The sequence below is a fragment of the Halomonas sp. 328 genome (assembly GCF_015645095.1).
Classification (GTDB): Bacteria; Pseudomonadota; Gammaproteobacteria; order Pseudomonadales; family Halomonadaceae; genus Bisbaumannia.
On record NZ_JADOTW010000044.1, the window covers coordinates 1 to 25,528 of the forward strand.

19 protein-coding genes and 2 pseudogenes are annotated in these 25,528 nt (G+C 65.7%); 6 read left to right on the plus strand and 15 right to left on the minus strand.

The annotated features are described in order from the left end of the window. The 5 genes and pseudogenes from IHD13_RS18305 to IHD13_RS16830 form a co-directional block, all read right to left on the minus strand. The coding region (locus tag IHD13_RS18305; protein ID WP_442786575.1) for a DUF6531 domain-containing protein at positions 1–2,052 on the minus strand (2,052 nt) is incomplete at its 3' end. Positions 2,053–2,097: 45 nt separating this feature from the next. Continuing rightward, positions 2,098–4,092 (minus strand): annotated as a pseudogene (locus IHD13_RS18310) (type VI secretion system Vgr family protein); the annotation flags it as partial. 164 nt (positions 4,093–4,256) lie between these two features. Beyond that, on the minus strand, positions 4,257–4,775 hold the full coding sequence (locus IHD13_RS16820; protein WP_195861676.1) for an Hcp family type VI secretion system effector: 519 nt from the start codon (positions 4,773–4,775) through the stop codon (positions 4,257–4,259). A 291-nt stretch (positions 4,776–5,066) separates the two neighbouring features. Next, positions 5,067–5,246: pseudogene (locus tag IHD13_RS16825) on the minus strand (hypothetical protein); the annotation flags it as partial. 96 nt (positions 5,247–5,342) lie between these two features. Next, positions 5,343–7,169: an SLC13 family permease gene (locus IHD13_RS16830; protein ID WP_195862215.1), complete on the minus strand. Its 1,827-nt coding sequence runs from the start codon at positions 7,167–7,169 to the stop codon at positions 5,343–5,345. A gap of 214 nt (positions 7,170–7,383) precedes the next feature. On the opposite strand from IHD13_RS16830, the gene IHD13_RS16835 reads away from it, so the two are divergent. Then, positions 7,384–9,510 (plus strand): TonB-dependent receptor domain-containing protein, encoded by a 2,127-nt coding sequence (locus IHD13_RS16835; protein WP_195862199.1) that lies wholly within the window; start codon positions 7,384–7,386, stop codon positions 9,508–9,510. Between the two features lie 128 nt (positions 9,511–9,638). On the opposite strand, the gene IHD13_RS16840 is transcribed toward IHD13_RS16835, so the two are convergent. Genes IHD13_RS16840 through IHD13_RS16850 form a run of 3 tightly spaced genes read right to left on the minus strand, consistent with a single transcriptional unit; the run spans position 9,639 to position 13,424 of the window. After that, a complete protein-coding gene (locus IHD13_RS16840; protein ID WP_195862200.1) occupies positions 9,639–10,436 on the minus strand; it encodes an enoyl-CoA hydratase-related protein in 798 nt (265 codons plus the stop codon). A 17-nt stretch (positions 10,437–10,453) separates the two neighbouring features. After that, the gene (locus IHD13_RS16845) at positions 10,454–12,634 is read right to left on the minus strand and encodes an acetate--CoA ligase family protein (protein WP_195862201.1); all 2,181 of its coding nucleotides are present in this window, start codon (positions 12,632–12,634) and stop codon (positions 10,454–10,456) included. A 1-nt stretch (position 12,635) separates the two neighbouring features. Beyond that, the gene (locus IHD13_RS16850) at positions 12,636–13,424 is read right to left on the minus strand and encodes an enoyl-CoA hydratase/isomerase family protein (protein WP_195862202.1); all 789 of its coding nucleotides are present in this window, start codon (positions 13,422–13,424) and stop codon (positions 12,636–12,638) included. Between the two features lie 548 nt (positions 13,425–13,972). Here IHD13_RS16850 and IHD13_RS16855 point away from each other — a divergent pair. Next, complete coding sequence (locus IHD13_RS16855) at positions 13,973–14,857, plus strand: MurR/RpiR family transcriptional regulator (protein WP_195862203.1); 885 nt, start codon at positions 13,973–13,975, stop codon at positions 14,855–14,857. A gap of 112 nt (positions 14,858–14,969) precedes the next feature. Here IHD13_RS16855 and IHD13_RS16860 read toward each other — a convergent pair whose 3' ends face one another. Beyond that, positions 14,970–15,947: an NADPH:quinone reductase gene (locus IHD13_RS16860; RefSeq protein WP_195862204.1), complete on the minus strand. Its 978-nt coding sequence runs from the start codon at positions 15,945–15,947 to the stop codon at positions 14,970–14,972. A gap of 88 nt (positions 15,948–16,035) precedes the next feature. Beyond that, positions 16,036–16,620: a hypothetical protein gene (locus IHD13_RS16865; protein WP_195862205.1), complete on the minus strand. Its 585-nt coding sequence runs from the start codon at positions 16,618–16,620 to the stop codon at positions 16,036–16,038. Positions 16,621–16,790: 170 nt separating this feature from the next. Here IHD13_RS16865 and IHD13_RS16870 point away from each other — a divergent pair, with 170 nt between their 5' ends. From IHD13_RS16870 to IHD13_RS16885, 4 genes are all read left to right on the plus strand, one after another. Next, positions 16,791–17,543: a glycerophosphodiester phosphodiesterase family protein gene (locus tag IHD13_RS16870; RefSeq protein ID WP_195862206.1), complete on the plus strand. Its 753-nt coding sequence runs from the start codon at positions 16,791–16,793 to the stop codon at positions 17,541–17,543. An 82-nt stretch (positions 17,544–17,625) separates the two neighbouring features. Continuing rightward, complete coding sequence (locus IHD13_RS16875; protein WP_195862207.1) at positions 17,626–18,435, plus strand: motility protein A; 810 nt, start codon at positions 17,626–17,628, stop codon at positions 18,433–18,435. Next, positions 18,428–19,168, plus strand: coding sequence for an OmpA/MotB family protein (locus IHD13_RS16880; RefSeq protein WP_195862208.1), 741 nt, complete (start codon positions 18,428–18,430; stop codon positions 19,166–19,168). Before IHD13_RS16875 ends, IHD13_RS16880 begins: the two co-directional genes overlap by 8 nt. 154 nt (positions 19,169–19,322) lie before the next feature. After that, positions 19,323–20,567, plus strand: coding sequence for a NupC/NupG family nucleoside CNT transporter (locus IHD13_RS16885; RefSeq protein ID WP_195862209.1), 1,245 nt, complete (start codon positions 19,323–19,325; stop codon positions 20,565–20,567). Between the two features lie 340 nt (positions 20,568–20,907). Here the strand turns inward: IHD13_RS16885 and IHD13_RS16890 are convergent, their stop codons facing one another. The 5 genes from IHD13_RS16890 to IHD13_RS16910 form a co-directional block, all read right to left on the minus strand. Then, on the minus strand, positions 20,908–22,371 hold the full coding sequence (locus IHD13_RS16890; RefSeq protein WP_195862210.1) for a cobyric acid synthase: 1,464 nt from the start codon (positions 22,369–22,371) through the stop codon (positions 20,908–20,910). Between the two features lie 302 nt (positions 22,372–22,673). Continuing rightward, positions 22,674–23,615 carry a hypothetical protein gene (locus IHD13_RS16895; RefSeq protein WP_195862211.1) on the minus strand — a complete coding sequence of 314 codons (942 nt, stop codon included), beginning with the start codon at positions 23,613–23,615 and terminating at the stop codon, positions 22,674–22,676. 86 nt (positions 23,616–23,701) lie between these two features. After that, positions 23,702–24,070, minus strand: a complete 369-nt coding sequence (locus IHD13_RS16900) for a hypothetical protein (RefSeq protein WP_195862212.1) — start codon at positions 24,068–24,070, stop codon at positions 23,702–23,704. Positions 24,071–24,144: 74 nt separating this feature from the next. Further along, on the minus strand, positions 24,145–24,969 hold the full coding sequence (locus IHD13_RS16905; protein ID WP_195862213.1) for a DUF2971 domain-containing protein: 825 nt from the start codon (positions 24,967–24,969) through the stop codon (positions 24,145–24,147). 92 nt (positions 24,970–25,061) lie between these two features. Then, entirely contained in the window at positions 25,062–25,283 is a 222-nt protein-coding gene (locus IHD13_RS16910) for a hypothetical protein (RefSeq protein ID WP_195862214.1), read from the minus strand. Between the last annotated feature and the right edge of the window lie 245 nt (positions 25,284–25,528).

Genomic DNA, 25,528 nt, shown 5'->3' on the forward strand with positions numbered 1-25,528 from the left:
CTGCTGTTCGCCGCTTGGACGCCCCGCCTCGTCGAAGACGAACGTGACCTCGCCATGGGCATTCTCGGCGCCGGCCAGTTGGCCATCGGCGCGCCAGTGGTAGCGCTCCGTCGTGGCCAGGGCGGCGTCGGTCTCGGGCAGATGGCGGGCGGTGAGCCGCCCATTGGCGTCGTACTCAAAATGGGTGACCAGCGGCTGGCCATCGGGGCCCGGGCGGTTGACTTCCGTGCGTTCGATCAGCTGACCGGCGGCGTCGTAGGCGTAGCGCTGTTCGCGGCCGTCGGGGCCGGTCTCACTGATCAGGCGGTCCATCACGTCATAGGCGAAGCGATAGCTGGCCCCGTTGCCCAGGGTCAGCTCGCCGAGGCGCCCGGCCTCATCATAGGCCAGGGTGGTGTGGCTGCCGTCGGCATCGATCCGCTGGGCGGGGCGGCCGTAGTCGTCATAGAACAGCTGCTGACGGTAGCCCTGGGGGCCCTCCTGTTCCACCGGGCGCCCCTGGGCGTCGTGGTAGTGGTGCCAGTGGCTGCCGTCGGGCAACTGGGTGGACTGGCGCCGGCCCATGACGTCATGGGGGGTGCGGGTGGTCTCACCCAGGGCGTTGCTGACGCTGGCCAGATGGCCGCGGGCGTCATGGGCGTAGGTGGTGCGCCGCTCGGAGCAGTCGGTCTCGGCGCTGAGTTGGCCCAGGGCGTTCCATTCGAGGCGCCGGGTGGCGCCCTGCGCATCGGTGACGGCGGTGGGGCGGTCGGGTAGGCGTTCGTCCTCGTAGGCCAGGGTGGTGGTGCCCTCGGGGCCGGTAATTTCAACCGGGTGACCAAGGGGGTTGCGCTCGATCTGCCAGTGCAGGCCTTCGGGGCCTTCGATACGAATGGGCTGCCCCAGGGCGTCGCGCTCGATGGTCCAGCGGCTGCCGTCCGGGGCGGTCTGGGCGATGATCTGGCCCTGGTCATCCCGCGCCATCGCGGTCTCGCGGCCCAGTGGGTCGAGGGTGGCGATCTGGCGTCCGGCGCGGTCGTAGCGGAACTCGATGCGTGAGCCGTCGGCGCGGGTATGCGCCGTCCAGCGCTGGCCGGGGCCGGCGCCGACGAAGTGGTAGCGCTCCTCGCGGCCGAGGCTATCGGTGACGCAGGTGTGATCGGGATGGTAGGCGTAGGTGCGCGCCAGGCCGCCGGCCTCCTGCTGGCCGATCACCCGGCCATCGGGGGCGTGGCGATCCCAGGTGTAGTGGGCCTCGAGGCCGCCGGGCACGCGGTGGGCGACGAGCATATGCGCCTGCCACTCGAACTCGCGAACCATCTCGCCATGGCGGTGGCGCACGGCGATCAGGTCGCCGGCGGGGCTATAGGAGTAGCGCACCAGCCAGTCGTCCTGGGCGCTGCCGTCGTGCTCCTGGATCAGCTTGACGCCCATCAGGCGCTGGCCGCGGTCCGCGTCGCTTTCGGGCAGCAGCGCTTCATAGTCGAAGCGGTAATGGCGCCCGGCACTGTCCTCGACCCGGACCAGCAGACCGGCCTCCCAGGCATAGGTGGTGGCGTAGCCATTACGGTCCAGCTCCTGAGTCAGCCGCCAGCGATCGGCATCCGGCGCTGAGGGGCTGAACAGGTAGTAATGGGTGCCATCGAAGAGGGCGATGATCTGGGCATCGGCCAGGATCTCCTCGGACAGGGCCTGCCAACGAACGTCTTCCTCCGCCTCGCCCGGCCCGCCGCCACGGCGAATCCACAGCTGCTCGGTGGGCGAATGGCGCCCCTGCCCCGCGGCCAGGGGGCCGAAGGTGATCCGCCGGCCCTGGGCATCGTGGACCACGCAGGCGGTCTCGCCTAGGGTCAGCGACAGGCTGTCGCCGGGCAGCGACCAGCCCTGACCCAGCACGCCGATGCGCGCGTTGCAGGAGAGGTAACCGCGGCTGAACACGAAGGGCCGCGGCGCCGGTAGAGCGAAGTCGGTCTCGGCGGGCAGCAGCTTGGCGCCGAGTAGCGGGTTGACCGGGCTGCCCACAGCGGGCTCGCAGGCGCTGCAGCGGTCGGCCAGGCCGTCAGCGATATCCACAGCGTCCAGGGCCAGCGGTGTGGCGGCGACGATCTCGCTTTGCAGCAGCGGCGTCTGGTGCGGTTCGAGGGTCACGTCCTCGCTGGTCTCCGGGGTGGCCTCGCCGGGCAGGCGCGGCAGCACCACGGCCTGACCGCTGCCCCGCCCGGGGCTGCCGCCGGAGTTGATCTTGACCTGGGCGCCGACGATGGTGATACCGCTGGGATCGAGCTTGATAAAGCTGCCGCCGGCCTGGAGGGTAATCTCGGCGCCGGCATCGATGACGGTCTTGCTGCCTGCCTTGTGGTGGACCTCCTGCCCCGCTTCGATGAGCTGAGCACGGGCGGTCTTCTCGTGGCGGCTGGCGCCGACGATCAGGTGGTCGTCGCCGTCCACCTGGGCATGGCGGTTTCCATGGACGGTGAGGTGGTCGTCGCTATCCACCTCGGCGATACGGTCCCGGTGGATCGACAGGAAGCTATCGTTGCCAATCTCCTCGGTGCGGTCGTTATGGGTCAGCAGCTCCAGGTCCTTCTGGGCGTGCAGCCAGATCTGCTCCTGGTCGGCCTGGTCCTCGAAACGCAGCTCGTTGAAGCCCTCGCCCTGGTGGCTCTGGGTGCGCAGCACGGTGCGGGTCTTGTGCTCGGGCAGCGCGTAGGGCGGGGTGTTGACCGCGTGGTAGGTGCGCCCGGTGATGATCGGCTGGTCCGGGTCGCCCTCGAGGAATGACACCACCACCTCGTGGCCGATGCGCGGGATGGCCAGGCTGCCGTAGCCGCCGCCGGCCCAGCCCTGGCTGACCCGCAGCCAAGCGCTCGCCGTCTCGTTGGGCTCCGCGTAGCGGTCCCAGGGGAACTGCACCTTGACCCGGCCGTGCTCGTCGCAGTGGATCTCCTCGCCCTCGGGGCCGACCACGAAGGCCACCTGGGGGCCGTCGACCCGGGGCCGCAGCGGCGGTTCGGGACGCCAGGCGCGGTCGGCGGGGGCCAGCACCAGGGTATTGGCGAGGGTGGTCAGGCCGTCGGCCTGGGCGGCCTCCTCCTCCAGGGCCTGGGGCTGGCTGCCGGTGTGAACCGCCGCCAGCACCTGCCAGTCGCGGTTCGTCTCCTCGAGGTCGTGGCCCTCGAGGGTGAAGCGGGTGCCGGGGGCCAGCTCCGGCAGGTCGCTCTCGGCCTCGGCGGTCAGCGCCTGGCGGCGCAGGGCCTCGAGGCGGATGCGGGTAAAGGCCGTGCCGGAGGCGTCCGCCTTGTAGCGGCCCGGGTAGTCGTAGTGCTCGTAGTCGTCCCGTTGCGCATGCGCATCGAGCCCATCGGCGGCGTGCTCGTGAAGCTGTGAATAAGCCGGCTGCTTAAAGGAGTAGTCCTTGAGCACGGCGCTGGCCGGGGCCACCCGGGCGACCTGCTTGAGCTTGCGCAGATGGCGCTGTGGCGGGGTGCCGCCGGCGCGGCCATGGTAGGTCCGCGGCCCCAGGCCGCCCAGCACCTGGGGGTCGTCGGCGAACACCAGGCGGTGCCCGCCCTCGGCATTCTCGCCTCTCTCGAAGAACTCGTGGAAGAAGCACAGCCCCTCCTCGGCGGCCAGGCGCTGGATAAAGGCCAGGTCGCTCTCGCGGTACTGCACGCAGTACTCGCGCTCGGCGGGCTCGCGGGTCACGGCGAAGGCAACGTCCGTCAGGCCGCGCTCCTCGCAGAGGGTGTTGATGATGGTCAGCGGCGAGACGCCCTGGAAGATCCGCGAGTTGTGGCGCAGGCCGAGGCGCCACAGCGCCGGGCGAACCTCGAGGTGATAGAAGGTGCGGCGGTGGCCGCGATCGCCACGGGCGAACTCGCTGACCAGGCCGTGGACGCGGCGCAGCGGCTCGCCGTCCTGCCAGACGGTGAGGCTGGCCTCGCGGTCGAGGAAGGCCTCGGCACTCAGCTCGCCGTCGCGGCTGGCGACCTGCAGCGTCAGGCGGAAGGGCGTAGAAAGGGCCTCGTCGAGGGTGAAGTCGAGCACCGCCAGGTCGAGGTCGGCGGCGCCGGCGAGGCTCAGGGTAAAGTGCAGTCCGCTTGCGTGGGCCATTCGGCGTCTTCCCTCCTTGGAAGTCGAGTGACAGAGCTTAACGCCTCGACGCGGCGAGGCAAGGGCGCCGTGAAACGCCGACCGGCTGACGCCAGGGCGCGTCACCCCGCCCTGGCGTCAGTCGGCTCGCGACGATGGCCGCCCGCGGGCGGCCATCCTGGGGCTTACGCCTCCAGCGGCGCGCGCCAGTCGTCGGACCCGGAGGTGCCGGCCACGGTGTGCTCCCAGTCGATCTTGCGATAGGCCAGGGAGACGTCCATCAGCTGGGTGAACTCGGACTGGGTCGAGTCCTGGGCATGCGGCATGCGCAGGTTGATGTCGACGATGGTGGCGTCGGTCAGGGAGGTGGTGAAGAAGTGCTCCTGACGGCCCTCCACGGAGGTGCGGTACCACTTCAACTCGACGGTCGGCAGCATCTCGCCGGAGGCCAGGGCGTTGTACATCAGCGGCACGGCCTTGTTCAGCGCCACGGTGAAGATGAACGGCTTGTGGGCGCGCTGGCCGGCAGGCTGGCCGGACTGCGGGTCGGTGGGCACGGTGACGATGTGCTTGAACTCCTGCACCAGCATCTCGTCTTCGTGGCCTTCCACGTAGATGTTGCCCACGGAATCCGGGGTGAAGGCGCCGGCGGTGATATGGCCCTGGGTCTGACCGTGGATGCTGATATAGCAAGGTGTCGGCATGAGTCTGCTCCTTGACGGTATGAGAAAAATGTCCTGAGGACACCAGCCATAGGGCAGGAGCCATGCCAGAAACCACAAAACCATTGATAATCAATGCATTATAAAAACCGGCACAATAAAAACATCCCGATCGGGCAAGAAGTGGCCCGAAAATCGGGTCATTTCTTGCCCGCGGGCAAGAAATGACCCGGTGATTTGTTGCCGCGGGGTTAAGGAAGGTTATCGGGGTTACGAAAACCCACTCGGGGCTTGCCGGCCCGCCATAGCTCGCTCTGGCTCGACGCCCGGGAGGAGCGCCTCGACCACGCCGCTGCTGTCGAGAGCTTCACGCCGCAGCAACGCACCGTTGTCGCTGGTGGTGCGGTGGCCGGTGAGCTCGACACGGGAAGAGCCGTTGCAGGAGGACGCCCAGGCGGATGGGCTTTCGCCCATGGCGAGTGGTCTTCTTGAATCGTGTTCTGTAAGGAGCATATTGCTTCTAAAAGAGAAAACCATTCGCCATCTTCTGTTTAGGTCGGCCTCGTGAATAAGGTGGGCTGAGGAAACACCTTTCCCCGAGACCTGGCGTCACAGCGGCCAGACCCAGAGGATCATCGGAATCGCCACCGCCAGGACAATCAACTCCAGGGGTAAGCCAAGCCGCCAGTAGTCGCCGAAGCGGTAGCCGCCGGGGCCCATCACCAGGGTATTGGACTGATGGCCGATGGGGGTCAGGAAGGCACAGGAGGCGCTCACCGCCACCACCATCAGGAAGGGATCCAGCGAGGCGCCGAAGCCTTCGGCCAGGCTCGCCGCGATGGGCGCCATCAGCACCGCCGCCGCGGCGTTGTTGACCACGTCCGAGAGCATCATGGTGATAACGAACAGGCCCACCAGGGTGACGACCACCGGCCAGTCGCCCCCGAAGATCAGCAGAGATTCGGCCACCAGCGCCGCCCCACCACTGCTCTCCAGGGCCTGGCCCACCGGAATCATGGCACCGAGCAGCACGATCACCGGGCCATCCACCGCCTGGTAGGCGTCGCGCAGCGGCAAGACCCCCACCAGCAGCGAGATCAGGGCCGCGGACGAGAACGCCACCGCCGCAGGCAGCAGATCCAGCAGCATGGCGGCGATGGCCAGGGCGAAGATCGCCAGCGATACCAGCAGCATCCGCGGCTGCCCCAGGGTCAGGTTGCGACTGGCCAAGGGCAGGCAGCCCAGGGTCCCCAGGGCCTCGGCCAGCCCCGCCTCGTCGCCCTGCAGCAGCAGCACATCGCCGGCCTGGAAGCGAATCTCCCGCAGGCGCGTCTTGAGGCGGGTCCCGTCCCGGGCCACCGCCACCAGGTGCAGGCCATGCTGGTGATGCAGGCGCAGTTGAATGACGGTACGGTTGACCATCATGGAGTCGTTGCGTACCACCGCCTCCACCAGTTGCAGTCCCTCGGTGGAGGGCTTGCGCTTCGTCTCCTTCTCCTCGTCGTCCTCGGCGTCTCGCGACTCGGCCTCGTCGTCGCTCGCCTCCTCCTGCTCCTCCTCGGAGTCGGCCCCCAGGCGTAGCCCCGCCTTGTCCTCCAGCAGCTTGATCTCCTCGGGGCCGGCCTCCACCAGCAGCACATCGCCGGCGCGCAGGGCGCCCAGGAAGGCGTGGCCGGGGCGGCGCTTGTCGTCGCGAATCACCCCGATCACCGGCACCGTCTCGCCCAGTTCCTGTTGCAGCTCGCTGAGGGTCCAGCCACAGGCCTTGGCCTCCTCGGACAGGCGCAGCTCCACCAGGTAGTTGGCGGTATCGAAAAGCTCATCGGCGCTGGCCTGGCCCTGGCGCCGGGGCGTCAAGCGCCAGCCCAGCGCCACGATAAAGACGAACCCCGCCAGGGCGACCGCCGCCCCCACCGGGGTGTAGGAAAACATGCCGAAGCTCTCGCCGGTGATCGTCCCCCGGTAGCTGGCGACGATGATATTGGGGGGCGTGCCGATCAGGGTCGTCAGGCCCCCCAACAGGGAACCGAAGGCCAACGGCATCAGCAAGAGTGACGGTGAGGTGTTATGGGCCCGGGCCAGGCGCATGGCCACCGGCAGCATCAGCGCCAGGGCGCCGACATTGTTCATAAAGCCCGACAGTACGATGACGATGCCCACCAGGGCCGCCAGCTGCAGCAGCAGGCGCTCGCCGACCCGCAGCGCCTGCTCGGCGATGATATCCACCAGCCCCGAGCGCTCGAAGCCCTTGCTCAGCACCAGCACCGCCGCCACCGTGATCACCGCCGGATGGCCGAAGCCGAGGAAGGCCGCCTCGCCGGGCACCAGCCCCAGCAGCACCGAGCCCAGCAGCGCCATCAGCGCCACCAGGTCATAGCGAAAGTGCCCCCAGACGAAGCCCACCAGGGTCAGCCCCAGCACCCCATAGACCAGCATGGCATCGGACACGGCCGGACCTCCCTGTCGTTAAAGCCATAGCATGGCAGCCTTCCACTCCCCGTCGCCAACCCCCCGACCAACGCTGGCCACGCCGTTGCAGGTTTCGCAACGGCACGTTGCCGTCATTTCCCCTGCGCTTCGGGAACTTAACGACTTAGAATCTCCAGCGCACTCGATAATTACTCTCATTCAAGGAGTCACAAGGATCCCCATGCGTCCCTCGCCCCATGCCCGACTGTCTCTCGCCATCGCCCTGGCTTCCGCCGGCCTGCCCGCCCTCGCCGACGACTCGGCGCGCCTCGACAATATCGTGGTCAGCGCCGCCGGCTTCGAGCAGGCCCTGCGCGACGCCCCGGCGAGTATCTCGGTGATCACCCGGGAGGAGCTCCAGGAGCAGCGTATCACCAGCCTGGCGGATGCCCTGCGCAACGTGGAGGGGGTCGATGTGGGCGGCCAGGTGGGCAAGACCGGCGGCCGCAATATCGGCATCCGCGGCATGCCCAGCGACTACACCCTGATCCTGATCGACGGCCGCCGCCAGAACGCCGCCGGCAGCGTCACCCCCAACGGCTTCGGCGAGACCAGCACCAGCTTCTTCCCGCCGATCTCCAGCATCGAGCGTATCGAGGTGATCCGCGGGCCCATGTCGACCCTCTACGGCTCCGACGCCATGGGCGGGGTGATCAATATCATCACCCGGCGGGTGGACCGGGAGTGGACTGGCTCCCTGGAGGTGGAGAACACCTTCAACGAGGACGACGACTTCGGCGACAGCCGCGCCCTGAGCCTCTATGCCAGCGGCCCCCTGATCGAGGATCGCCTCGGCCTGCAGCTGCGCGGCCGTCTCTACGACCGGGAAGCCTCGAGCCTGGCGTACCAGGACGCCAATGGCGAGCCCATCGAGGTCAGCCAGCGTGGCCCCAGCCCGGTGGAGGGGCGCAACTACAACCTGGGCGCGCGCCTGACCCTGGCCGCCAATGATGCTCACGACCTCTGGCTCGACGGCGAGATCAATCGCCAGCGTTATAACAACGACGAGGGCCAACTGGGCACCCTGGACGACCCCCAGGGGCGCATCGGCGGTTACTCGGACGAACTGCGTTTCGAGCGCGAGCAGCTCGCCATCGGCCATACCGGGCGCTTTTCCGCCGGCACCCTGGAATCGAGCCTGATGCGCAATACCACCGAGACCCTCGGGCGCACCATTCCTGGCAGCAATGCTGGCGGTGACTTCGGCCAGCCCCTGCCGGCCCTGCCGGAACTGACCATCGGCTCGCCCCGCACGCTCGAGACCACCAATACCGTGCTCGACAGCAAGTTCGTGATGCCCCTGGGCAACCATATGACCACCCTGGGCGGCCAGTGGTGGGATGCCGAACTAAGCGACGGCCTGGCCACCGAGACCTTCGAACAGACCACCTGGTCACTGTTCGCCGAGGACGAGTGGCTGCTCACCGACGACCTGGCACTGACCCTGGGCGGGCGCTACGACCACCACGACGCCTTCGGCAGCCAGTTCAGCCCCCGCGGCTACCTGGTGTGGAACGCCAGCGACCAGTGGACCCTCAAGGGCGGGGTGAGCCGCGGCTACCGCACCCCCTCCCTCAACGACCTGCATGACGGCGTCAATGGCGTCGTCGGCCAGGGCACCATTCTGACCATCGGCAACCCCGACCTGCAGCCGGAGACCAGCACCAGCAGTGAAGTGGGCCTCCACTTCGATAACCAGCAGGGCTTCATGGCCAGCGCCACCCTCTTCCACAACCGCTTCGACGACAAGATCGCCAGCGGCGAGGATATCGTGGTCAGCGGCAACCCCTCGATTCCCGATGGCACCTATGCCCAGCAGGTCAATATCGACGAGGCGGTGACCCAGGGCGTCGAGCTCTCCACCCGCCTGCAACTGGCCCCGGCCTGGCACCTGAGCGCCAACTACACCTATACCGACAGCGAGCAGAAGAGTGGCGAGAACGCCGGTGACCCGCTCACCGACACCCCGGAGCACGCCGTCAACGCCACCCTGCGCTGGCAGGCCACCGAGCGCCTGAGCACCTGGCTCGCCGCCGAGTACCGCAGCGAGCGCTACCGCAACCGCTCGCGGGTCCGCGGCGCGCCTTCCTACGACGACCTGGGCGACTTCAAGGCCTACAGCCTCTTCCACCTGGGCGGTAGCTATGCGGTGGCGGATAACGTGACCCTGAGCGCCACCGTCTACAACCTGCTGGACAAGGACTTCGTCGACTACCGTGCCTACGACGGCGGCAACAGCTACGGCAATGTCTACGCCAACAGCGAAGAGGGCCGCCGCCTCTGGCTCTCCGCCCGCTTCGAGTTCTGATCTCGCCCGACTGGCTTACGCTCGCAACACCTTTGCCCCGGCTAACTGCCGGGGCTTTTTCGTGGCCAACAAGAACGCCCGGCCGGAGCCGGGCGTCGTTGCATCGAGGTTTCACTTCGGCAAGCGGGCTACTTGGCCAGCTTCTCCAGCATGGCGTTAACCGCGTCCAGGTGTTCCGGCTCGTTATGGCACATGCCCTGGAAGACCGCGCAGAGGTCGAGGAAGTCCTTGAGCTCGGTGCGCTGCGCCAGCTTCATCAGCCGCTTGGTCAGGCGGGTGGCCTTGGGGGGCTGGGCGGCGATACGCGCGGCCAGTTCATTGACGCGGTCCATCAACGCCTCCGGCTCGACCACCTCCAGCACGATGCCGTACTCCTTGGCTTCCTCGGCGTCGATCACCCGGCCGGAGAGGGTCAGCTCGAAGGCGCGCTGGTAGCCGATCAACCGCTGCATCAGCCAGGCCCCGCCATCGCCGGGGATGATCCCCAGGTTGAGGAAGGTCTCGCCGAACTTGGCCCTGCGGGAGGCGATGCGGATATCGGCCATATTGGCCAGGTCGAAGCCGGCGCCGATGGCGGGCCCGTTGACCGCGGCGAGGATCGGCACCTCCACGGCGGCCAGCGCCAGGGGGATGCGCTGGATGCCGCGGCGGTAGCGCTCCGCCACCTCGGCCACGTTGCCGGCGAAGTCGCCGCCCCGCTCCGCCATGTCCTTGACGTTGCCGCCGGCGGAGAAGGCCGAGCCGGCCCCGGTGATCACCAGCACCGAGACCTCGTCGCAGGCGTTGACCCAGTCGGCGGTGGCGACGAGGTCATCGATCAGGGCGGTGCCGGTGAGGGCATTGCGCACGTCGTGGCGATCCAGGGTCAGGGTGGCGACCCGGTTCTCCAGGGTCAGGCGGGCATCGCTCAGGGTCGGCAGGGTCATCTCGGTCTCCTTGACAGTCACGGGCGTGCCCCCGCGTCGGCGTCGGGGCTTGCCCCGACGATAACCCGGGCATCCACCACGGCGTAACCCGAGGCATAGGCGATCACCGGGTTGAGGTCGAGCTCCTGGATCTCCGGGTAGGCCTCGACCAGCTGCGAGATGCGCAGCAGCAGCTCGACCAGGGCCGCCTGATCGATGGCCGCGCCGCCGCGCACCCCCTCGAAGATCTTCTTGGCCTTGATCTGCGCCACCATGGAGCGGGCGTCATGGCGGGAGAGCGGGATGGCGCGGAAGGCCACGTCCTCGAGGATCTCCACGAAGATGCCGCCCAGGCCGAACATCAGCACCGGCCCGAAGATCGGATCGCGGCTGACGCCGATGATCACCTCCACCCCCTTGGCCTCCATGGGCGTGACCAGCACCCCCTCGATCTCGGCCTCCGGGGCATAGGCGCGACAGGAAGCGAGGATGGCGTCATGGGCCTCGCGGAGCGCCGCCTCACCCACCAGGTCGAGGCGCACCCCGCCGGCATCGGACTTGTGGAGGATGTCCTTGGAGACCACCTTCATCGCCAGGGGCGTGGTGCCGAAGTGGGCGGCCACTTCGGCCAGTTCCAAGGCGTCGCGCACCAGGCGCTCCTCCGGCACCCGGATGCCATGGGCGGCCAGCAGCGCCTTGGCCTCCGGCTCCAGCAGGTCGCGGCCCTCGGCCCGGGCCCGCGCGAAGGCGGCCTCGGGTTCCGGCAGGCGCGCCACCGCCTCGGGGCGGGCGTGATCGGCGGCCAGGTAGGCACCCCGCTCGCCCAGCGCCGCCAGGGCGCGCACCGCATGCTCGATGGAGTAGTAGACCGGCAGCCCCGCCTCGTGGAGGCGGCGCAGCGCCGGCGGCTTGATCGGCGCATAGAGGCTGTAGACCACCAGCGGCTTGTCGACGCGCCGGGCCAGCTCGATCATCGACTCGGCGCCGCGCATCTCGTCGCCCAGCAGCGAGTCGGCGAAACGAATGCTGTAGCCACCGAACATCCCCACCAGGAAGACGCTATCGACCCCCGCGTCCTCGGCGAGGATCTCCATGCAGCGGGCCAGCACCAGGGGGTCGGCGTCGCTGCTGCCGGCCACGTCCACCGGGTTGGCCAGGGAGGCCTGGGGGAAGAGGATCTCGGCCAGCCGCGCCCGGGTGGTCTCGGAGAGCGTGGCCAGGGTCAGCCCCGCCTCGGCCAACCGGTCGGCGGCAATGGTCGCCTGGCCGCCGCCGTCGGCGAGCACCGCCACCCGCTTGCCGCGGGCCTTCTGCAACAGCTCCAGCCCCTCGGCCACCGGCAGGATCTCGTCGGAGTACTGCACCACGCTGACCCCGGCCTGGCGCAGCAGGTCGACGGTCATGGCGTAGCTGCCGGCGAGCGCCCCGGTGTGGGAGCTGGCGGACCGCTGGCCGGCCTCGGTGGCACCGGACTTGTAGACCACCACCGGCTTGGCGGCGGTGACCTCCCGGGCCACCTCGAGGAAGTGGCGACCGTCCTGGAAGCCCTCCACATAGAGGGTGGCCACCTGGGTATGGGCGTCCTCGCCCAGGTAGCGCAGGTAGTCAGCGAAGCCGATATCGGTCTGGTTGCCCGGCCCCACATAGGTGCTGAAGCCGACCCGGCCGTTGTGCTGGGCCTCCAGGGCCAGGGAGAGCAGCATATTGCCGGACTGGGAGACGATGCCCACGCCCCCCGGCTTGACGTTGTCCAGGGCCAGCAGGTTGAGGTGCTGGTGCAGGTTGAAGACCCCGGAGGTGTTGGGGCCGATCAACCGCACCCCGGCCTCCCGGGCCGCGGCGAGCAGCTCCGCCTCCAGGGCGGCACCGGCCTCACCGGTCTCGCCGAAGCCGCTGGCGAGGATCACCGCGCCCTTGACGCCCGCGGCGCCACACTCGCGAATCAGCCCCGGCACCGTGGTCGCCGGGGTACAGATCAGCGCCAGGTCCGCCGGCCCCGGCAGCTCGCCGAGCGAGGCGTAGGCCTTGGCCCCCATGACCTGCTCCACCTTGGGGTTGATGGGGTAGATGGCGCCCCGGAAGCCCTGCTTGACCAGGCCCACCATGGCCTTGTAGCCGCGCTTGGTGGGGTCCTGGGAGGCTCCCACCACGGCCACCGAGCGGGGCGCGAGGAAGTCGTGCAGCGGGCTGCGGCTGGACAGGTGACGTGCGCGGTTCATCTCAGCACCCCTTGAAGTTCGGTGAGCGTTTCTCGGCGAAGGCGTCCACGCCCTCCTGCCAGTCGGCGGTGGTGGAGCAGCGGAAGACCGCATCCAGCTCCTGCTGCAACTGGCTCTCCAGGCTCTCGTGGCTGCCCTGGTTGACCAGGCGCTTGAGCATGGCCAGGGAGATGGGCGCCTGGCGGCTCAGGGTCTCGGCCAGAGCCAGAGCCTCCTCCATCAGCGCCTCGGCGGGCACCGCCTGGCTGGCCAGGCCGAGGCGCGCCGCCTCGACGCCATCGATACGCACCCCGGTATAGAGCAGGCGCCGGGCCTGGCCCAGCCCCACCAGCTGGGGCAGCAGTTGGGAAACGCCGCCGCCCACGCAGGTGCCGATGCCGACCTCGGGGAAGCCGATCTGGGCCGCCTCGCTCATCAGGATGAAGTCGCAGGCGACCGCCATCTCGGCGCCGGCCCCCAGGGCATAGCCGTTGACCGCGGCGACCACCGGCAGCGGGCTGCGCAGGATCGCCTCGCAGACATCGTTGCCCAGTTGCAGGTATTCGCGGCGCTGGTGCAGGGTGCGGCCGGCCGCGCCATGCTCCTTCATATCGGCGCCCACGCAGAAGGCGCGCCCCTCGCCGCTCAGCACCACCGCGCGGATCTGCGGGTCCCGCTCGGCCTCGGCCAGGGCCGCCAGCAGTTCCCGGTAGAGCGGCTCCACCACGGCGTTGAGGCGGTGGGGGCGATTGAAGCGGATCACCATCACCGCCGCCTGGCGCTCGATGATCAGGGTCTCGGGGCGTTGCATCGTCTCTCCTCGGCAGGGCCTGCCTGGGCATGGCGAGATAACATCGAGGCCGCCGATCGCCATCATCGGTCGGCCTCGCTGGCGGTGAGCCATTGGCAATGAAACATCAGTGTCATTCATCGAATAATAGCGACACACCTGTTTCTTCGGCGCATGCTACGGGGAGTCTCGCGGGCAAGTCAATACGTTTGTGTCGTATAAAAATACGGAATGAACCATACGTATCATTGATAACGGAAAGCGGGGGCATCGCACTTTGGCGTGAATACATAGTGGGAGCGCGGATTCCGCGCGATATCGCCCGAAGGGCGATCCTGCGGCAGCCAAGGGCGACTTCGTCGCCCAATCGTCCGGCGGAGCCGGACTCCCACAACACCAGTGGCCAACCAAGCCTTCTCACTATTGCCCTGGGTCTACTTCAAACATACAAGCCTGCTTCAGCAGCGCGGGGGTGGGTGGGCCAGGTAAGCGCGCCGGCTTGCCAGGCGCCCTTCGCTACGCCAGCATGGCGTCGGCGCGGTCTGTCACCGCTCAGACGAGGTAATTGGATGCAAGAACACTCCCCGACATCCCTGGACGAGGTCAATCAGGCCCTGGCCGCCTGTTATGCCGAGCTCAGCCCCCAGCTCAAGCTGGCGGCCAACTATGTGCTGGAACAACCCATGGAGATCGCCTTCCAGTCGATCCGCAAGTCGGCCACGGCGGCGGAGGTGACGCCTTCCACGCTGATGCGGCTGGCCAAGCGGCTGGGCTTCGACAGCTACGAGCAGTTCCGCGAGATCTTCCAGTCGGCGGTGCAGTCCGGCCCCATCGAGCTCTCGGGGCGGGCCTCCAGCCTCAAGGCCCTGGCCAATACCGACGACCAGGTGTTTCTCGATGTGGGGGATACCGCCTTCGACAATATCGGCCGGCTCTTCACCACCGACACCCAGGCCAAGGTGCGCGAGGCGGCCGAGCGCATGCTGGCGGCCGGCAAGGTGGCGGTGGTGGGCTTCCGGGATACCTTCGCCTGCGCCTACCACTTCGCCTATGTGGGGCGCATCGCCATGCCCAATATCCAGTTGATTCGCGGCCAGGAGGGGGGCCTGCTGACGGAGCTGGCGCCCTTCGGCGAGGGCGACCTGGTGGTGGCGATCGGCTTCGACCCCTACTGCGCCGAGACGGTGCGTGCCCTGGAGATCACCCAGGCCAACGGCGTCGAGGCCATCGTGATCACCGACACCCTGCGCTCGCCGCTGGTGCCCGGCGCCGCGGTGACCTTCAATATCGCCACCGCCACGCCCCACTTCTTCCCGTCGATCCTCTCCGCCATCACCCTGATCGAGGCGATCCTCGCCGAATGCGTCGCCTACGGCCCGGAAGCCCTGGTGGATAACGTCACCACCTTCGAATCGCGGATGCGCGCCCTCGGCGCCTACGTCGAGCTCGAGTAACCCCCTAAATGACATCGCCCCCATGGCAAGCCATGGGGGCGATTTTTCTTCCAGCTTCAGGCTTCCAGGCGCGAAGCGCCGCTCTTCCAGCTCCCGGCGCAGCCGGGGAGGATCAGGGCAGCAGAATGGTCGAGCCGGTGGTCTGGCGGCTGGCCAGGGCCTCCTGGGCCTTGCCCGCCTCGGCCAGGGGGAAGCGCTGGGCGATATCGATGGTGATCTTGCCGCTCTCCAGCATGGCGAAGAGTTCATCGGCCATGGCCTGCAGCCGCTCCGGGGTGTCCGCATAGCCGTTGAGGCTGGGTCGGGTGGTGAACAGCGAGCCCTTCTGGTTGAGGATGCCCAGGTTGACCCCCTCCACCGCGCCGGAGGCGTTGCCGAAGCTGACCATCAGCGAACGCGGCTTGAGGCAGTCGAGCGAGGTCTCCCAGGTGTCCTTGCCCACCGAGTCGTAGACCACGTCGCACATGGCGCCCCCGGTCAGCTCGCGGACCCGCTCGACCACGTCCTCCTTGGTGTAGTCGATGGTCGCCCAGGCGCCGTTCTTCTCGGCCAGGGCGGCCTTCTCCGGCGAACTGACGGTACCGATCAGCTTCACGCCCAGGGCCCGGGCCCACTGGCAGGCGATGGAGCCGACACCGCCGGCGGCGGCGTGCCAGAGGATCGTCTCGCCGCCCTTGAGCTCATGGGTCTGGCGCATCAGGTACTGCACCGTCAGCCCCTTGAGCATGCAGCCGGCGGCGGTCTCGAAATCGATCGCCTCGGGCAGCTTGACCACCTTGCCGGCGGGCAGGGTATGCAGCTCGGCATAGGCGCCCAAGGGGCCCTGGGCATAGGCGACGCGATCGCCGACGGCCAGGTGAGTCACGCCTTCACCCACGGCATCGACCACCCCGGCCCCCTCGGTGCCCAGGCCAGACGGCAGCGACGGCGCCGGGTAGAGGCCGGTGCGGAAGTAGATATCGATGAAGTTGAGGCCCACCGCGGCGTTCTTGACGCGCACTTCACCGGGGCCGGGTTCGCCGGGGGAGACCTCGACGAGTTCGAGGACCTCGGGACCGCCGGTGCGGGAGAACTGGATACGCTTGGCCATGGGACAATCCTTAATGGGCTAACGAAGGTGTGGGTCTATGCAAGCGCCGAATGGTCCGGCGGTCAAGTCGCCGCAGGCGGCTCGACGCTTACCCCAGGTGCTCGGGAAAACTGGCCAGGCCCTGGACGAAGCGCTCCTTCTCCTCCTCGAAGCCCTTGGCGTCGTGCTTGAAGCGGCGCAGCACCTCGCTCTCGTCCACGGCGATGGGCGCCCCGGCCTCGGCCAGGGTGGATGCCGGATGGCGCGCGCCCAGGCCAATGCGCTGCCCGTCGCGCCCGGCAAACCAGCGGCTGATGCCGCAGTCGCGATAGCAGGCCTCGGCGTCGGCATCCTCGGCCTCCACCCGCAGCGGGGCCTTGGCGGCCAGCTCGGCGATCAGGGCGCGGCGCGGCTGGTCCCGGTCCGCGTCGCCGGCATCGCCCAGGGCACAGCTCAGGGTCAGGGTCATGCCCTGGCCGGCGGCGTCCAGCACCAACAGCGCCAGGGCCTGGGGCCGCCCGGTATCGTCCACCGCCGCCAGCAGCCGCGCCGCCTCCTGGGCGAACAGCACCCGGCGGGTGGCGGCGAAGCGCACCAGGGGGGTCAGCCCCGCCGCCTGGCCGTAGACCTCGGCACAGAGTCGCGCCAGGCAGGCATCACGGGGGGCACTCTCGTTGAGTTGTACGACTTTCATCACTGTCTCGCTTGCGGGCCGCATTCAAAGCGCGCAGCCTAGCATATCCACCCCCGCGACGGTCATCGGAGCGTCATCGGGGCTCGCTAAAGTGAGCTGCGAAGGCGTCGCCGAAACCGCTACACTGAGCGGCGCCCACTTCGGTCCTCCTGCCCAGAGGTTAGCAGCCCATGACCGCGACCACGTCCCCTGCCCTGCCCCAGTTGATCGCCCACCGCGGGCTCTCCGCCCATGCCCCGGAAAACACCCTCAGTGCGGTGCGCGCCGCCCACGCCAATGGCATCGACTGGGTCGAGCTGGACGTGCAGCTGCTGGGGGACGGCACCCCGGTGATCTGGCACGACCGCGGCGTACGGCGCTGCTCCAATGGCCGCGGCGGCCTGCACAAGCTGGACCTGGCCGCCGCCAAGGCCCTGGACGTGGGCGCCTGGTTCGGCGAGGCCTTCCGCGACGAGCGCATGGCCACCCTGGAAGAGATGCTCGAACTCCTGGCCACCCGGCGCATGGGCCTCAACCTGGAGCTCAAGGTGTGCCGCGGCCGCGACCCGGTGGCGCTGGTCGAGGCGGTGATCCCGCGCCTACTGGAGGCCCTGCCCACCGAGCGGCTGATCGTCTCCTCCTTCGACACCCGCGCCCTGGAGAGCGCCCGCACCCTGGTGCCGGACCCCGAGCGGCTGCGCCTGGGCGTGCTCTTCGAGAAGATCCCCAAGACCTGGCAGGCCGAGGCCGAGCGCTTCGCCGCCTTCAGCCTGCATGCCGACTGGACCCGCCTCAAGGCCGAGCGGGCCCGGGCGATCAAGGCCGCCGGCTACCGACTGCTCTGCTATACCGCCAACGACCCGCGGGCCTTCGCCCCCTGCTGGGACTGGGGGGTGGATAGCGTGATCAGCGACGACCCGCGGCGCTTCCTCGCCACGACTTGATCCAGATCAGGTCTGGCGCCTCAACTTCCCCGCTCCCTTGCCGATAGTCCGACTATCGACCCCTGCGCAATGGAGTGTGTTCATGAACCCCTCGACGATCATCGGCATCCTGGTCAGCAGCCTCCTGCTGGCCAGCGTGTTGCTCTTTACCGCCGAATCGCCGCTGAGCTTTATCAACCTGCCGGGGCTGGCCATCGTCATCACCGGCACCCTCGCCGCCACCTTTATCAGCTACCCCCTCAAGGAGGTGGTGCGGGTGGTACGCCTGGTGGGCATCGTCTTCCGTCGCGAGAACACCTACATGCGCGACGATATCCAGGAGCTGGTGGCCATCGCCCGGCTGTGGTTCAAGGGTGACGTGCGCGCCGTGGAGGCGGCCCTCGACAAGACCCGCAACCCCTTCCTGCGCACCGGCATCCAGCTGGTGATCGCCAATACCAAGGAGGAGGAGATCCTCGACCTGCTGCGCTGGCGCATCGCCCGGCTGCGCGCCCGGGAACAGGCCGAGGCGCAGATCTTCCGCACCATGGCCACCTATGCCCCGGCCTTCGGCATGATCGGCACCCTGGTGGGGCTGGTGAACATGCTGGAGGTGATGGAGGCGGGCCAGTTGGAGGTGATCGGCCCGCGCATGGCGGTGGCCCTGCTCACCACCTTCTACGGCATCCTGCTGGCCAACCTGGTGTTCAAGCCCATCGCGGTGAAGCTGGAGCGACGCACCGAGGAGCGCCTGATCGCCATGAACATGGTGCTGGAAGGGGTCTCGCTGATCAGCAAGCGGCGCCTGCCCTCCTTTATCGAAGAGACGCTGAACTCCTTTATCGCCCATCACCACGACGAGATCCGCGACCAGGGTCGCATCGATCCCGACGAGGCAACGCAGAATGGCTAAGCTCCGCTCCCTCAAGGGGCGTCCCGAGGCCCCGCCCCCGCCGCCCCCCACGCCACCGACCCAGTCGGCGACCCTGCTGCCCCTGCGCAGCGGGGGCGATGGCGACGGCGAGAGCTGGCTGATGAGCTACCTGGACGTGCTGACGCTGCTGATCACCCTCTTCGTGCTGCTGCTCTCCATGACCAACTTGCAGTCGGGGGAGGCGGCCAGCGAGCCCAGCACCCCGCGCCTGACGATTCCCGCCCTGCAGGCCGCCGACCGGGTCGCCGGCCCACTCGGCAGCGGCCTGCTGCCCAGGGAAGAGGCAGGACGCGAGCCGGTGGCACAGCTCGATCTCGAAGGGGTCAGCGTGGCCGAGACCGAACAGGGCATCACCCTGCGCATCGACGACCAGCTGCTCTTCGCCAGTGGCGACGCAACCCTGACCGGGCCGGGCCGCGAGCTGCTCGCGGGGCTGATCCCGACCCTGGAGCGCTTCCCCGGGCGCCTCTCGGTGGAGGGCCACTCGGACAACGTGCCCATCGCCACGGCGCGCTTCCCCTCCAACTGGGAGCTCTCCACCGCCCGGGCCAGCGCCGTACTGCGCGACCTGGAGCGCCAGGGCCTCGACGCCACCCGCCTGCGCGCCATCGGCTACGCGGACACCCGCCCCCTGGCCGACAACGACAGCGCCGAAGGCCGCGCCGCCAACCGCCGCGTGGAGATCCTGCTGCATACCCAGGCGGCCGATTAGACCAGATGGATTGGCGGGGAGCCCCTCCCCGCTAATCCAGCGTTGAGGCGCGGAGAAGAATAGGCGAATACGCTATCAACAGCTGCAAAGTCCCACGATTTTGCGCTAAGGTACGCGCCCTTCATCCGCTCTCCCTGGTCAACTGGAGCCTCCCATGCAAACCCTGATGGGCCTGGTCGGTGTGCTTACCGTCCTCTTACTGGCCTTCCTGCTCTCCGAGAATCGCCGCGCCATCCGCCCACGCACCGTCTTCGGCGCCCTGGCCATTCAGGCGGGGCTCGGGCTCTTCGTGCTCTATATTCCCTTCGGCCAGACCCTGCTGCTGGGCCTGACCCAGGGCGTCCAGGCGGTGATCGACAGCGCCCAGGCGGGCATGAACTTCATGTTCGCCGGCCTGGTCAGCGACGAGATGTTCGAGCTGTTCGGCGGCGGCGGCTTCGTCTTCGCCCTGCGGGTGCTGCCGATCATCGTCTTCTTCTCCTCGCTGATCGCCGTGCTCTACCACCTGGGCATCATGCGCTGGCTGATCAACCTGATCGGCGGCGCCCTGCAGAAGCTCCTGGGCACCTCGCGCACCGAGTCGCTCTCGGCGTCGGCCAATATCTTCGTCGGCCAGACCGAGGCGCCCATGACGGTGCGTCCCTTTATCGGCGGCATGACCCGCTCGGAACTCTTCGCGGTGATGGTCGGGGGCCTGGCCTCGGTGGCCGGTAGCGTACTGGGCGGCTATGCGGCCATGGGCATTCCCCTGGAGTACCTGCTGGCGGCCTCCTTTATGGCCGCCCCGGGGGGCCTGCTGATGGCCAAGATGCTGGTGCCGGAGACCCAGACGCAGACCCAGGGCATCGACGAGGTGCTGGAGACGCCCAAGGAGGAGCGCCCCGCCAACGTGATCGAGGCCGCCGCCAATGGCGCCGCCTCCGGGGTGCAGCTGGCCATCAACGTGGGCGGCATGCTGCTGGCCTTTATCGCCCTGATCGCCCTGGCCAACAGCCTGCTGGGCTGGGTGGGCGGCTTCGTCGGCTACGGCGACCTGACCCTGGAGCTGATCCTCGGCTGGCTGTTCGCGCCCATCGCCTTTTTAATCGGCATCCCCTGGGAAGAGGCGGTGCTGGCCGGCAGCTTTATCGGCGAGAAGATCATCCTCAACGAGTTCGTCGCCTTCGCCGACCTGGCCACCCATGAGGGCGAGCTGAGCCCGCATAGCGAGGCGATCGTGGTCTTCGCCCTGTGCGGCTTCGCCAACCTGGGCTCCATCGCCATCCTGATGGGCGGCCTCGGGCTGATGGCCCCCAACCGGCGCAGCGATATCGCCCGCCTGGGCCTCAAGGCGGTGGCCGCCGGCACCCTGGCCAATTTGATGAGTGCCGCCCTGGCCGGGCTCTTCCTCTCGCTCTAGTTCAGTCCTGGCCCTGCCCTTGATACGGCAGGGCCAGGCACCCTGGCCAATTTGGCTTATCTGGTAAACGCCGCCCTGGCCGGGCTCTTCCTCTCGCTCTAGTTCAGCTCTCCAGTAAGCCCTTACTACACACAAAGCCCGCCAATTGGCGGGCCTTGTGCGTTCGGCAGTTCCAGTCCGGCGATTCAGTCAGTCGTCTAGGCTCTGTCTGAAAAGTCGGCGAGCGAAGGCCAGACAAGGCAAAAATCGGCGAAAAGACGGAGTTTACGCGGTGTAAATGAGTACTTTAAGCCGATTTTTAACGCCGTATGGGCGAGCGCAGTCAGTTTTCGGACAGAGCCTAGCGGGATACCAGCGCTCCGATGGCTTCCATATCCAGATGCTCCTCCAGGCTATCCGCCAGCCGGTCCAGATCACGCTGACGATGGGCCGCATAGTCGGGGGTATCGACCAGGGAATCGCCCTCGCCCTCCAGCCCGCAGAGGGCCAGCAGGGCCGCGCAGGCCTCGGCCTGATCGAAGAGGCCATGCAGGTAGGTGCCCAGCACCTGGCCATCCTCGCCGATCGCGCCATCGGGGTGCCCATCGAGCTCGCAGAGCGGCCGGGCCAGCGCCGGCCCCTCGCTGACGCCGTGGTGGATCTCATAGCCGGCCAGCGGCGCCCCCGAGGCAAGCAAGCGCCCACTGACGTTGCGTAGCTGCTTGGCCTCGCCCATGCGGGTGGTGAAGTCGAGCAGCCCCAGTCCCTCGCTGCTGCCGGGCGGGCCGTCGCGGCCCTCGGGATCCTCGATGACCCGCCCCAGCATCTGGAAGCCGCCGCAGATCCCCAGCAGCTTGCCGCCATAGCGCAGATGGCGGCGGATGGCGCCCTCCCAGCCCTGGGCGCGCAGCCAGGCGAGGTCCGAGCGGGTGCTCTTGCTGCCGGGCAGGATGATCAGGTCGGCGGGCGGAATCGGGCGATCCGGCCCCACGAAGGTGAGCTCCACCCGCGGATGCAACCGCAGGGGATCGAAGTCGTTATGGTTGCTGATCCGCGGCAGCGCCGGCACCACGACACGCAGCGCCGGCTCGCCGGCCTGGCGGCCCGACAGGCCCAGGCTGTCCTCGGCGTCCAGCAGCAGGCCCTGCAGGTAAGGCAGGGTCCCCAGCACCGGCTTGCCGGTATGGTTTTCCAGCCAGTCGAGCCCCGGCTCGAGCAGCGCAATATCTCCGCGGAAGCGATTGATGATAAAGCCCCGGGTGCGTAAGCGCTCGCTCTCGCTGAGCAGCGCCAGGGTCCCCACCAGTTGGGCGAAGACCCCGCCCCGGTCGATATCCCCCACCAGAAGCACCGGACAGTCCACCGCCTCGGCGAAGCCCATATTGGCGATATCGTTGGCGCGCAGGTTGATCTCCGCCGGGCTCCCCGCCCCCTCGGCGATGATCACGTCATAACGACTCGACAACGCCTCCCAGGCCGCCAGCATCGAGACCTTCGCCTCGCGCTTGTAGGCGTGATAGTCCAGGGCATCCATATGGCCATGCACCTGGCCGCGCAGGATCACCTGGGCGCCGCGGTCGCTCTCCGGCTTGAGCAGCACCGGGTTCATATCGCTATGGGGCTCGACACCCGCCGCCAATGCCTGCAGCGCCGTGGAGCGGCCGATCTCGCCGCCATCCACGGTGACCGCGCTGTTGAGCGCCATGTTCTGCGGCTTGAAGGGCGCCACCGACACCCCGCGCCGGGCCAGCGCCCGGCACAGCCCCGCCACCACCGTGCTCTTGCCCGCATCCGAGGTGGTGCCCTGGATCATTAGTGTCGCCATGCGAATTGCCGCCCCCCGCTGCTGGTCAATGCCTGTGCCCCTGAAAGGGCACTAAGGTACCACTTGCCACTCCCTCATCGGAGGCCCCGACAAGAGTCGCATCAGAAACCGAGCGCCACGAAACCAGGGTTAGGGCGTTGAGGCAAGGCCAGTCACGTGGGGAGGGGCCGTCCTGGAGGGATGGATTGACTCCCAGTCCGAGGCGAAGGAGGAGTGGCGTAAATGGCTGAGGTGATCTGGACATCAAGGCAATCTAACGCTGCAATCACGCGCTTGTCGCGTGCATTGGTTTGTTATACGAGTTAATCAGATTTTGCTTCAGGGTCAATTGAACCTAAGTTCTTGAAATTATTTTCTTGAGCTTTGTCATTTTTTTCTGAAAAAATACTTCTGTTTCCGATATTCCAATGCTGGAAAGCTTCTTTAATCTGACTCCAGTTTGAATTTGCGCCAAAAGCTTCTAGGTAGAACTTTCCGAAATTTATTGCATGCCTCCTTTCACTGCACTTCAATGATTCGTTCATATACGAATTGCTAAATACAAACGCATATCTAGCCAAGGCAGCGAAAAGAGTTACCACTATAAGTCCTCTGAATGTAACAAAAACGAAGTATGGCCATGTTGCTTCGGCACTGCTATGGTAGGAATCAGCACTATAGAGCGTAGTGTAAATCATAAATATAATGCCAAGAAAAATAGATAATGCACCAGCCAATGACCATATTTTGGATATCGTATGAAAACGATTTTCTCTAGTTTCAAGCGCCGAAAGTGCCGTATTGACGTAATTTTGTGATTTTGACTCTATTTGCTTTCGACTTTCTTCACTATACTTCAACTTTTCTTGCTCGAGCTCTTCCTGAGCCCGTTTAATATAGGCCTCCCTTTCAGAAAGCTCATTTTCAAGCCGATATCTCAATGCTTCTGTTTCATGAATTCTTTGCTGATAGTGCTCCTCCATTTGCTTTTGGCGTTGAAATATACTCTCTTGGCGTTTATCAAACAGCTTTTCTCGCTCTTCAAGCTCCTTTTGAAATTCTCTCTCACGAGCTATTTGCTCTTTCTTCAGCCTATTTCGGCTTTCATTAAGCTGAGCTTCTTGCTGACTAATGATAGCTTGTTGTTTCGCAAGCTGTTCTTGTAGTTCCTTCTCTCGCTCAGCCAGCTCCATGAACATTGCATTATATTCGTTTCGTTTCCTGCGTTCTTTTTCAACAAACTCAAGCATTTCGTCATTAGCCATACTGGCTCCTTTCCGTATAACGCAAAGCGCAACGGCGCGAGCTTGCGAGCGTCCGGCACACGAAGTGTGCGCATTGCCGCGTATTGTTATGCACCAAATTTTTTCTCGATAGCACGTGCTAAAGAATTTATCACAGCGCCAATAGCAGCCTTAACCCCGTCATCCTTAAACACTTCTATAGGATTTTTAGCTCTTAATGCGCCTGCTGGAGTTAGCTTTAGCCCATGCCGCGGAATTTGATGGTCTGCCGATGTATAATGAACAAGCCCTTTTTCCTTAAGATAATAAAACGCATCACTCAGTGCGACCCTGTAGCGGTCTGCTTCCTCACTAATGTCATCTCTTCTGTAAAATCCCATATCGCGGTCATCTAAAGTTACCTCCAGGGGGTACGTTTCATCTAGCGTCTTGAGTATTAGCTGTTCAGCTTCAATGAGCAGTTTTCGTCCGGTCATATTAATTCCTGATGTCGCATAACGCTGAAGCTCAGCCGTGGTGAGGCCGTCGGCTGCAGCGGCTTGTTAGATTCTCACTTCCGAAGTCTAACATTAATTTCACTCCGCCTAAGAGTCGCACCCGGAGCATAGGCTTCAAGAAGGGCCCGCACGATCAGCTCCTGGCCTGGCGTAATGCAAGGGCCAAGGACAACCTCCATCTCGGTGAAACTACCCTCTGCTAGAGGCACATATAAAGCATCCTCAATAACTGGATATCGCATAAGATCCAAGGCTGGGTGCGCCAGCGGATTTGGCTCATGTAAGATAGCCTCCGAGAAGGTTGCAAGAATTTTATACCGCCATTCCTCTTCGAAGGCCCAATAGGTGTTCTTTACCATCCCAAGGTCATGCAGTTGTACCGACCAGCGACCTCCTTCATCCGCCAGGCAGGGCCCGCTCCGATACGATTGATCGTCTGTGTAATAGATCTTGTTTGGCCCGGTGACGTAGTAGGTGGTAATTCCTAGGCCATCGTTCTCACGGTTGATGACAATCTCTGCATCAACTCGTTGCCCCGCACCACCTTTCTCCCACACTGTAGGGGCATGACGTCCTAGGAACGGGTTATTCGGCAGGCGGATACGAACGCCTTGCATCTCAGGTGTGTACATTCTCCACATAGCTATGGACTCTCTGTCCTGCGCAGTCCAACATGATGCAAAAACGAGTGTCGATGCTCCCGGGAGATCTGACACCGTAGCCTCTTCCGGGTCGTTGACGCCATCCAGCCTAGTGAAACGCAGACTGCGATTCCCCAGTATCAGTGCGAGCGTTTCTATAGACGTGTAGTGATAGAGAGCCTCCGGCAATGCCGTTATACCCATCACGTTCCACATGAAGTCATCTGTGTACAACATAGTATCTAACGTCCCACACACGGGCGAGAGAAGCGATTCCTGGTGGCATAGCCAAAATAATGATTCGGCTTGTTATACGTCCACACTGAGCTTCATCCCTGATACTGCAAGCCATATTCACTAACCAAGGACTCCCACTGTTCCTTCTCCATTTCATCACCCATCGCCACTGGGTCGTTTTGACTAGCCTCATCAATCACTTCAACAAGATAAAAATCAGAAGGATCATCACCGAAAGCACTTTCCACCACAAACCTCATCCCTTCAGTTTTCTTGGTTGAAATATATAGCCCCAGCTTGGGTAGTTCACTCATCGAAAATCTCCTTATACAGAAAATTAGGTGGCGCACTCTATGATTGCGATTAACATCGCCAGCACGTTTGTCTGGAAAATGCAGCCTACCAGTACTTCAGTAACCGTTTGATTATAAAAGGCATGAATCTAAATTAGGCTATATATCCAGAATTCACACGCCTGCTGCATCAGGGAAAACGCATGAAAAAACCTACACCGCGAGAATGTCCGCCAGATAGGCCTCATCCAGCGCGGCTTTCTTCT

Coding starts and splice junctions, on each gene's coding strand:
- IHD13_RS16840 (WP_195862200.1), bottom strand. CDS start 10,436: ATGACCCTGCCGACCCTGAGCGATGCCCGCCTGACCCTGGAGAACCGG.
- IHD13_RS16900 (WP_195862212.1), bottom strand. CDS start 24,070: ATGACCGGACGAAAACTGCTCATTGAAGCTGAACAGCTAATACTCAAG.
- IHD13_RS16860 (WP_195862204.1), bottom strand. CDS start 15,947: ATGGCCAAGCGTATCCAGTTCTCCCGCACCGGCGGTCCCGAGGTCCTC.
- IHD13_RS16890 (WP_195862210.1), bottom strand. CDS start 22,371: ATGGCGACACTAATGATCCAGGGCACCACCTCGGATGCGGGCAAGAGC.
- IHD13_RS16865 (WP_195862205.1), bottom strand. CDS start 16,620: ATGAAAGTCGTACAACTCAACGAGAGTGCCCCCCGTGATGCCTGCCTG.
- IHD13_RS16835 (WP_195862199.1), top strand. CDS start 7,384: ATGCGTCCCTCGCCCCATGCCCGACTGTCTCTCGCCATCGCCCTGGCT.
- IHD13_RS16885 (WP_195862209.1), top strand. CDS start 19,323: ATGCAAACCCTGATGGGCCTGGTCGGTGTGCTTACCGTCCTCTTACTG.
- IHD13_RS16905 (WP_195862213.1), bottom strand. CDS start 24,969: ATGTTGTACACAGATGACTTCATGTGGAACGTGATGGGTATAACGGCA.
- IHD13_RS16895 (WP_195862211.1), bottom strand. CDS start 23,615: ATGGCTAATGACGAAATGCTTGAGTTTGTTGAAAAAGAACGCAGGAAA.
- IHD13_RS16820 (WP_195861676.1), bottom strand. CDS start 4,775: ATGCCGACACCTTGCTATATCAGCATCCACGGTCAGACCCAGGGCCAT.
- IHD13_RS16830 (WP_195862215.1), bottom strand. CDS start 7,169: ATGCTGGTCTATGGGGTGCTGGGGCTGACCCTGGTGGGCTTCGTCTGG.
- IHD13_RS16880 (WP_195862208.1), top strand. CDS start 18,428: ATGGCTAAGCTCCGCTCCCTCAAGGGGCGTCCCGAGGCCCCGCCCCCG.
- IHD13_RS16850 (WP_195862202.1), bottom strand. CDS start 13,424: ATGCAACGCCCCGAGACCCTGATCATCGAGCGCCAGGCGGCGGTGATG.
- IHD13_RS16870 (WP_195862206.1), top strand. CDS start 16,791: ATGACCGCGACCACGTCCCCTGCCCTGCCCCAGTTGATCGCCCACCGC.
- IHD13_RS16845 (WP_195862201.1), bottom strand. CDS start 12,634: ATGAACCGCGCACGTCACCTGTCCAGCCGCAGCCCGCTGCACGACTTC.
- IHD13_RS16875 (WP_195862207.1), top strand. CDS start 17,626: ATGAACCCCTCGACGATCATCGGCATCCTGGTCAGCAGCCTCCTGCTG.
- IHD13_RS16910 (WP_195862214.1), bottom strand. CDS start 25,283: ATGAGTGAACTACCCAAGCTGGGGCTATATATTTCAACCAAGAAAACT.
- IHD13_RS16855 (WP_195862203.1), top strand. CDS start 13,973: ATGCAAGAACACTCCCCGACATCCCTGGACGAGGTCAATCAGGCCCTG.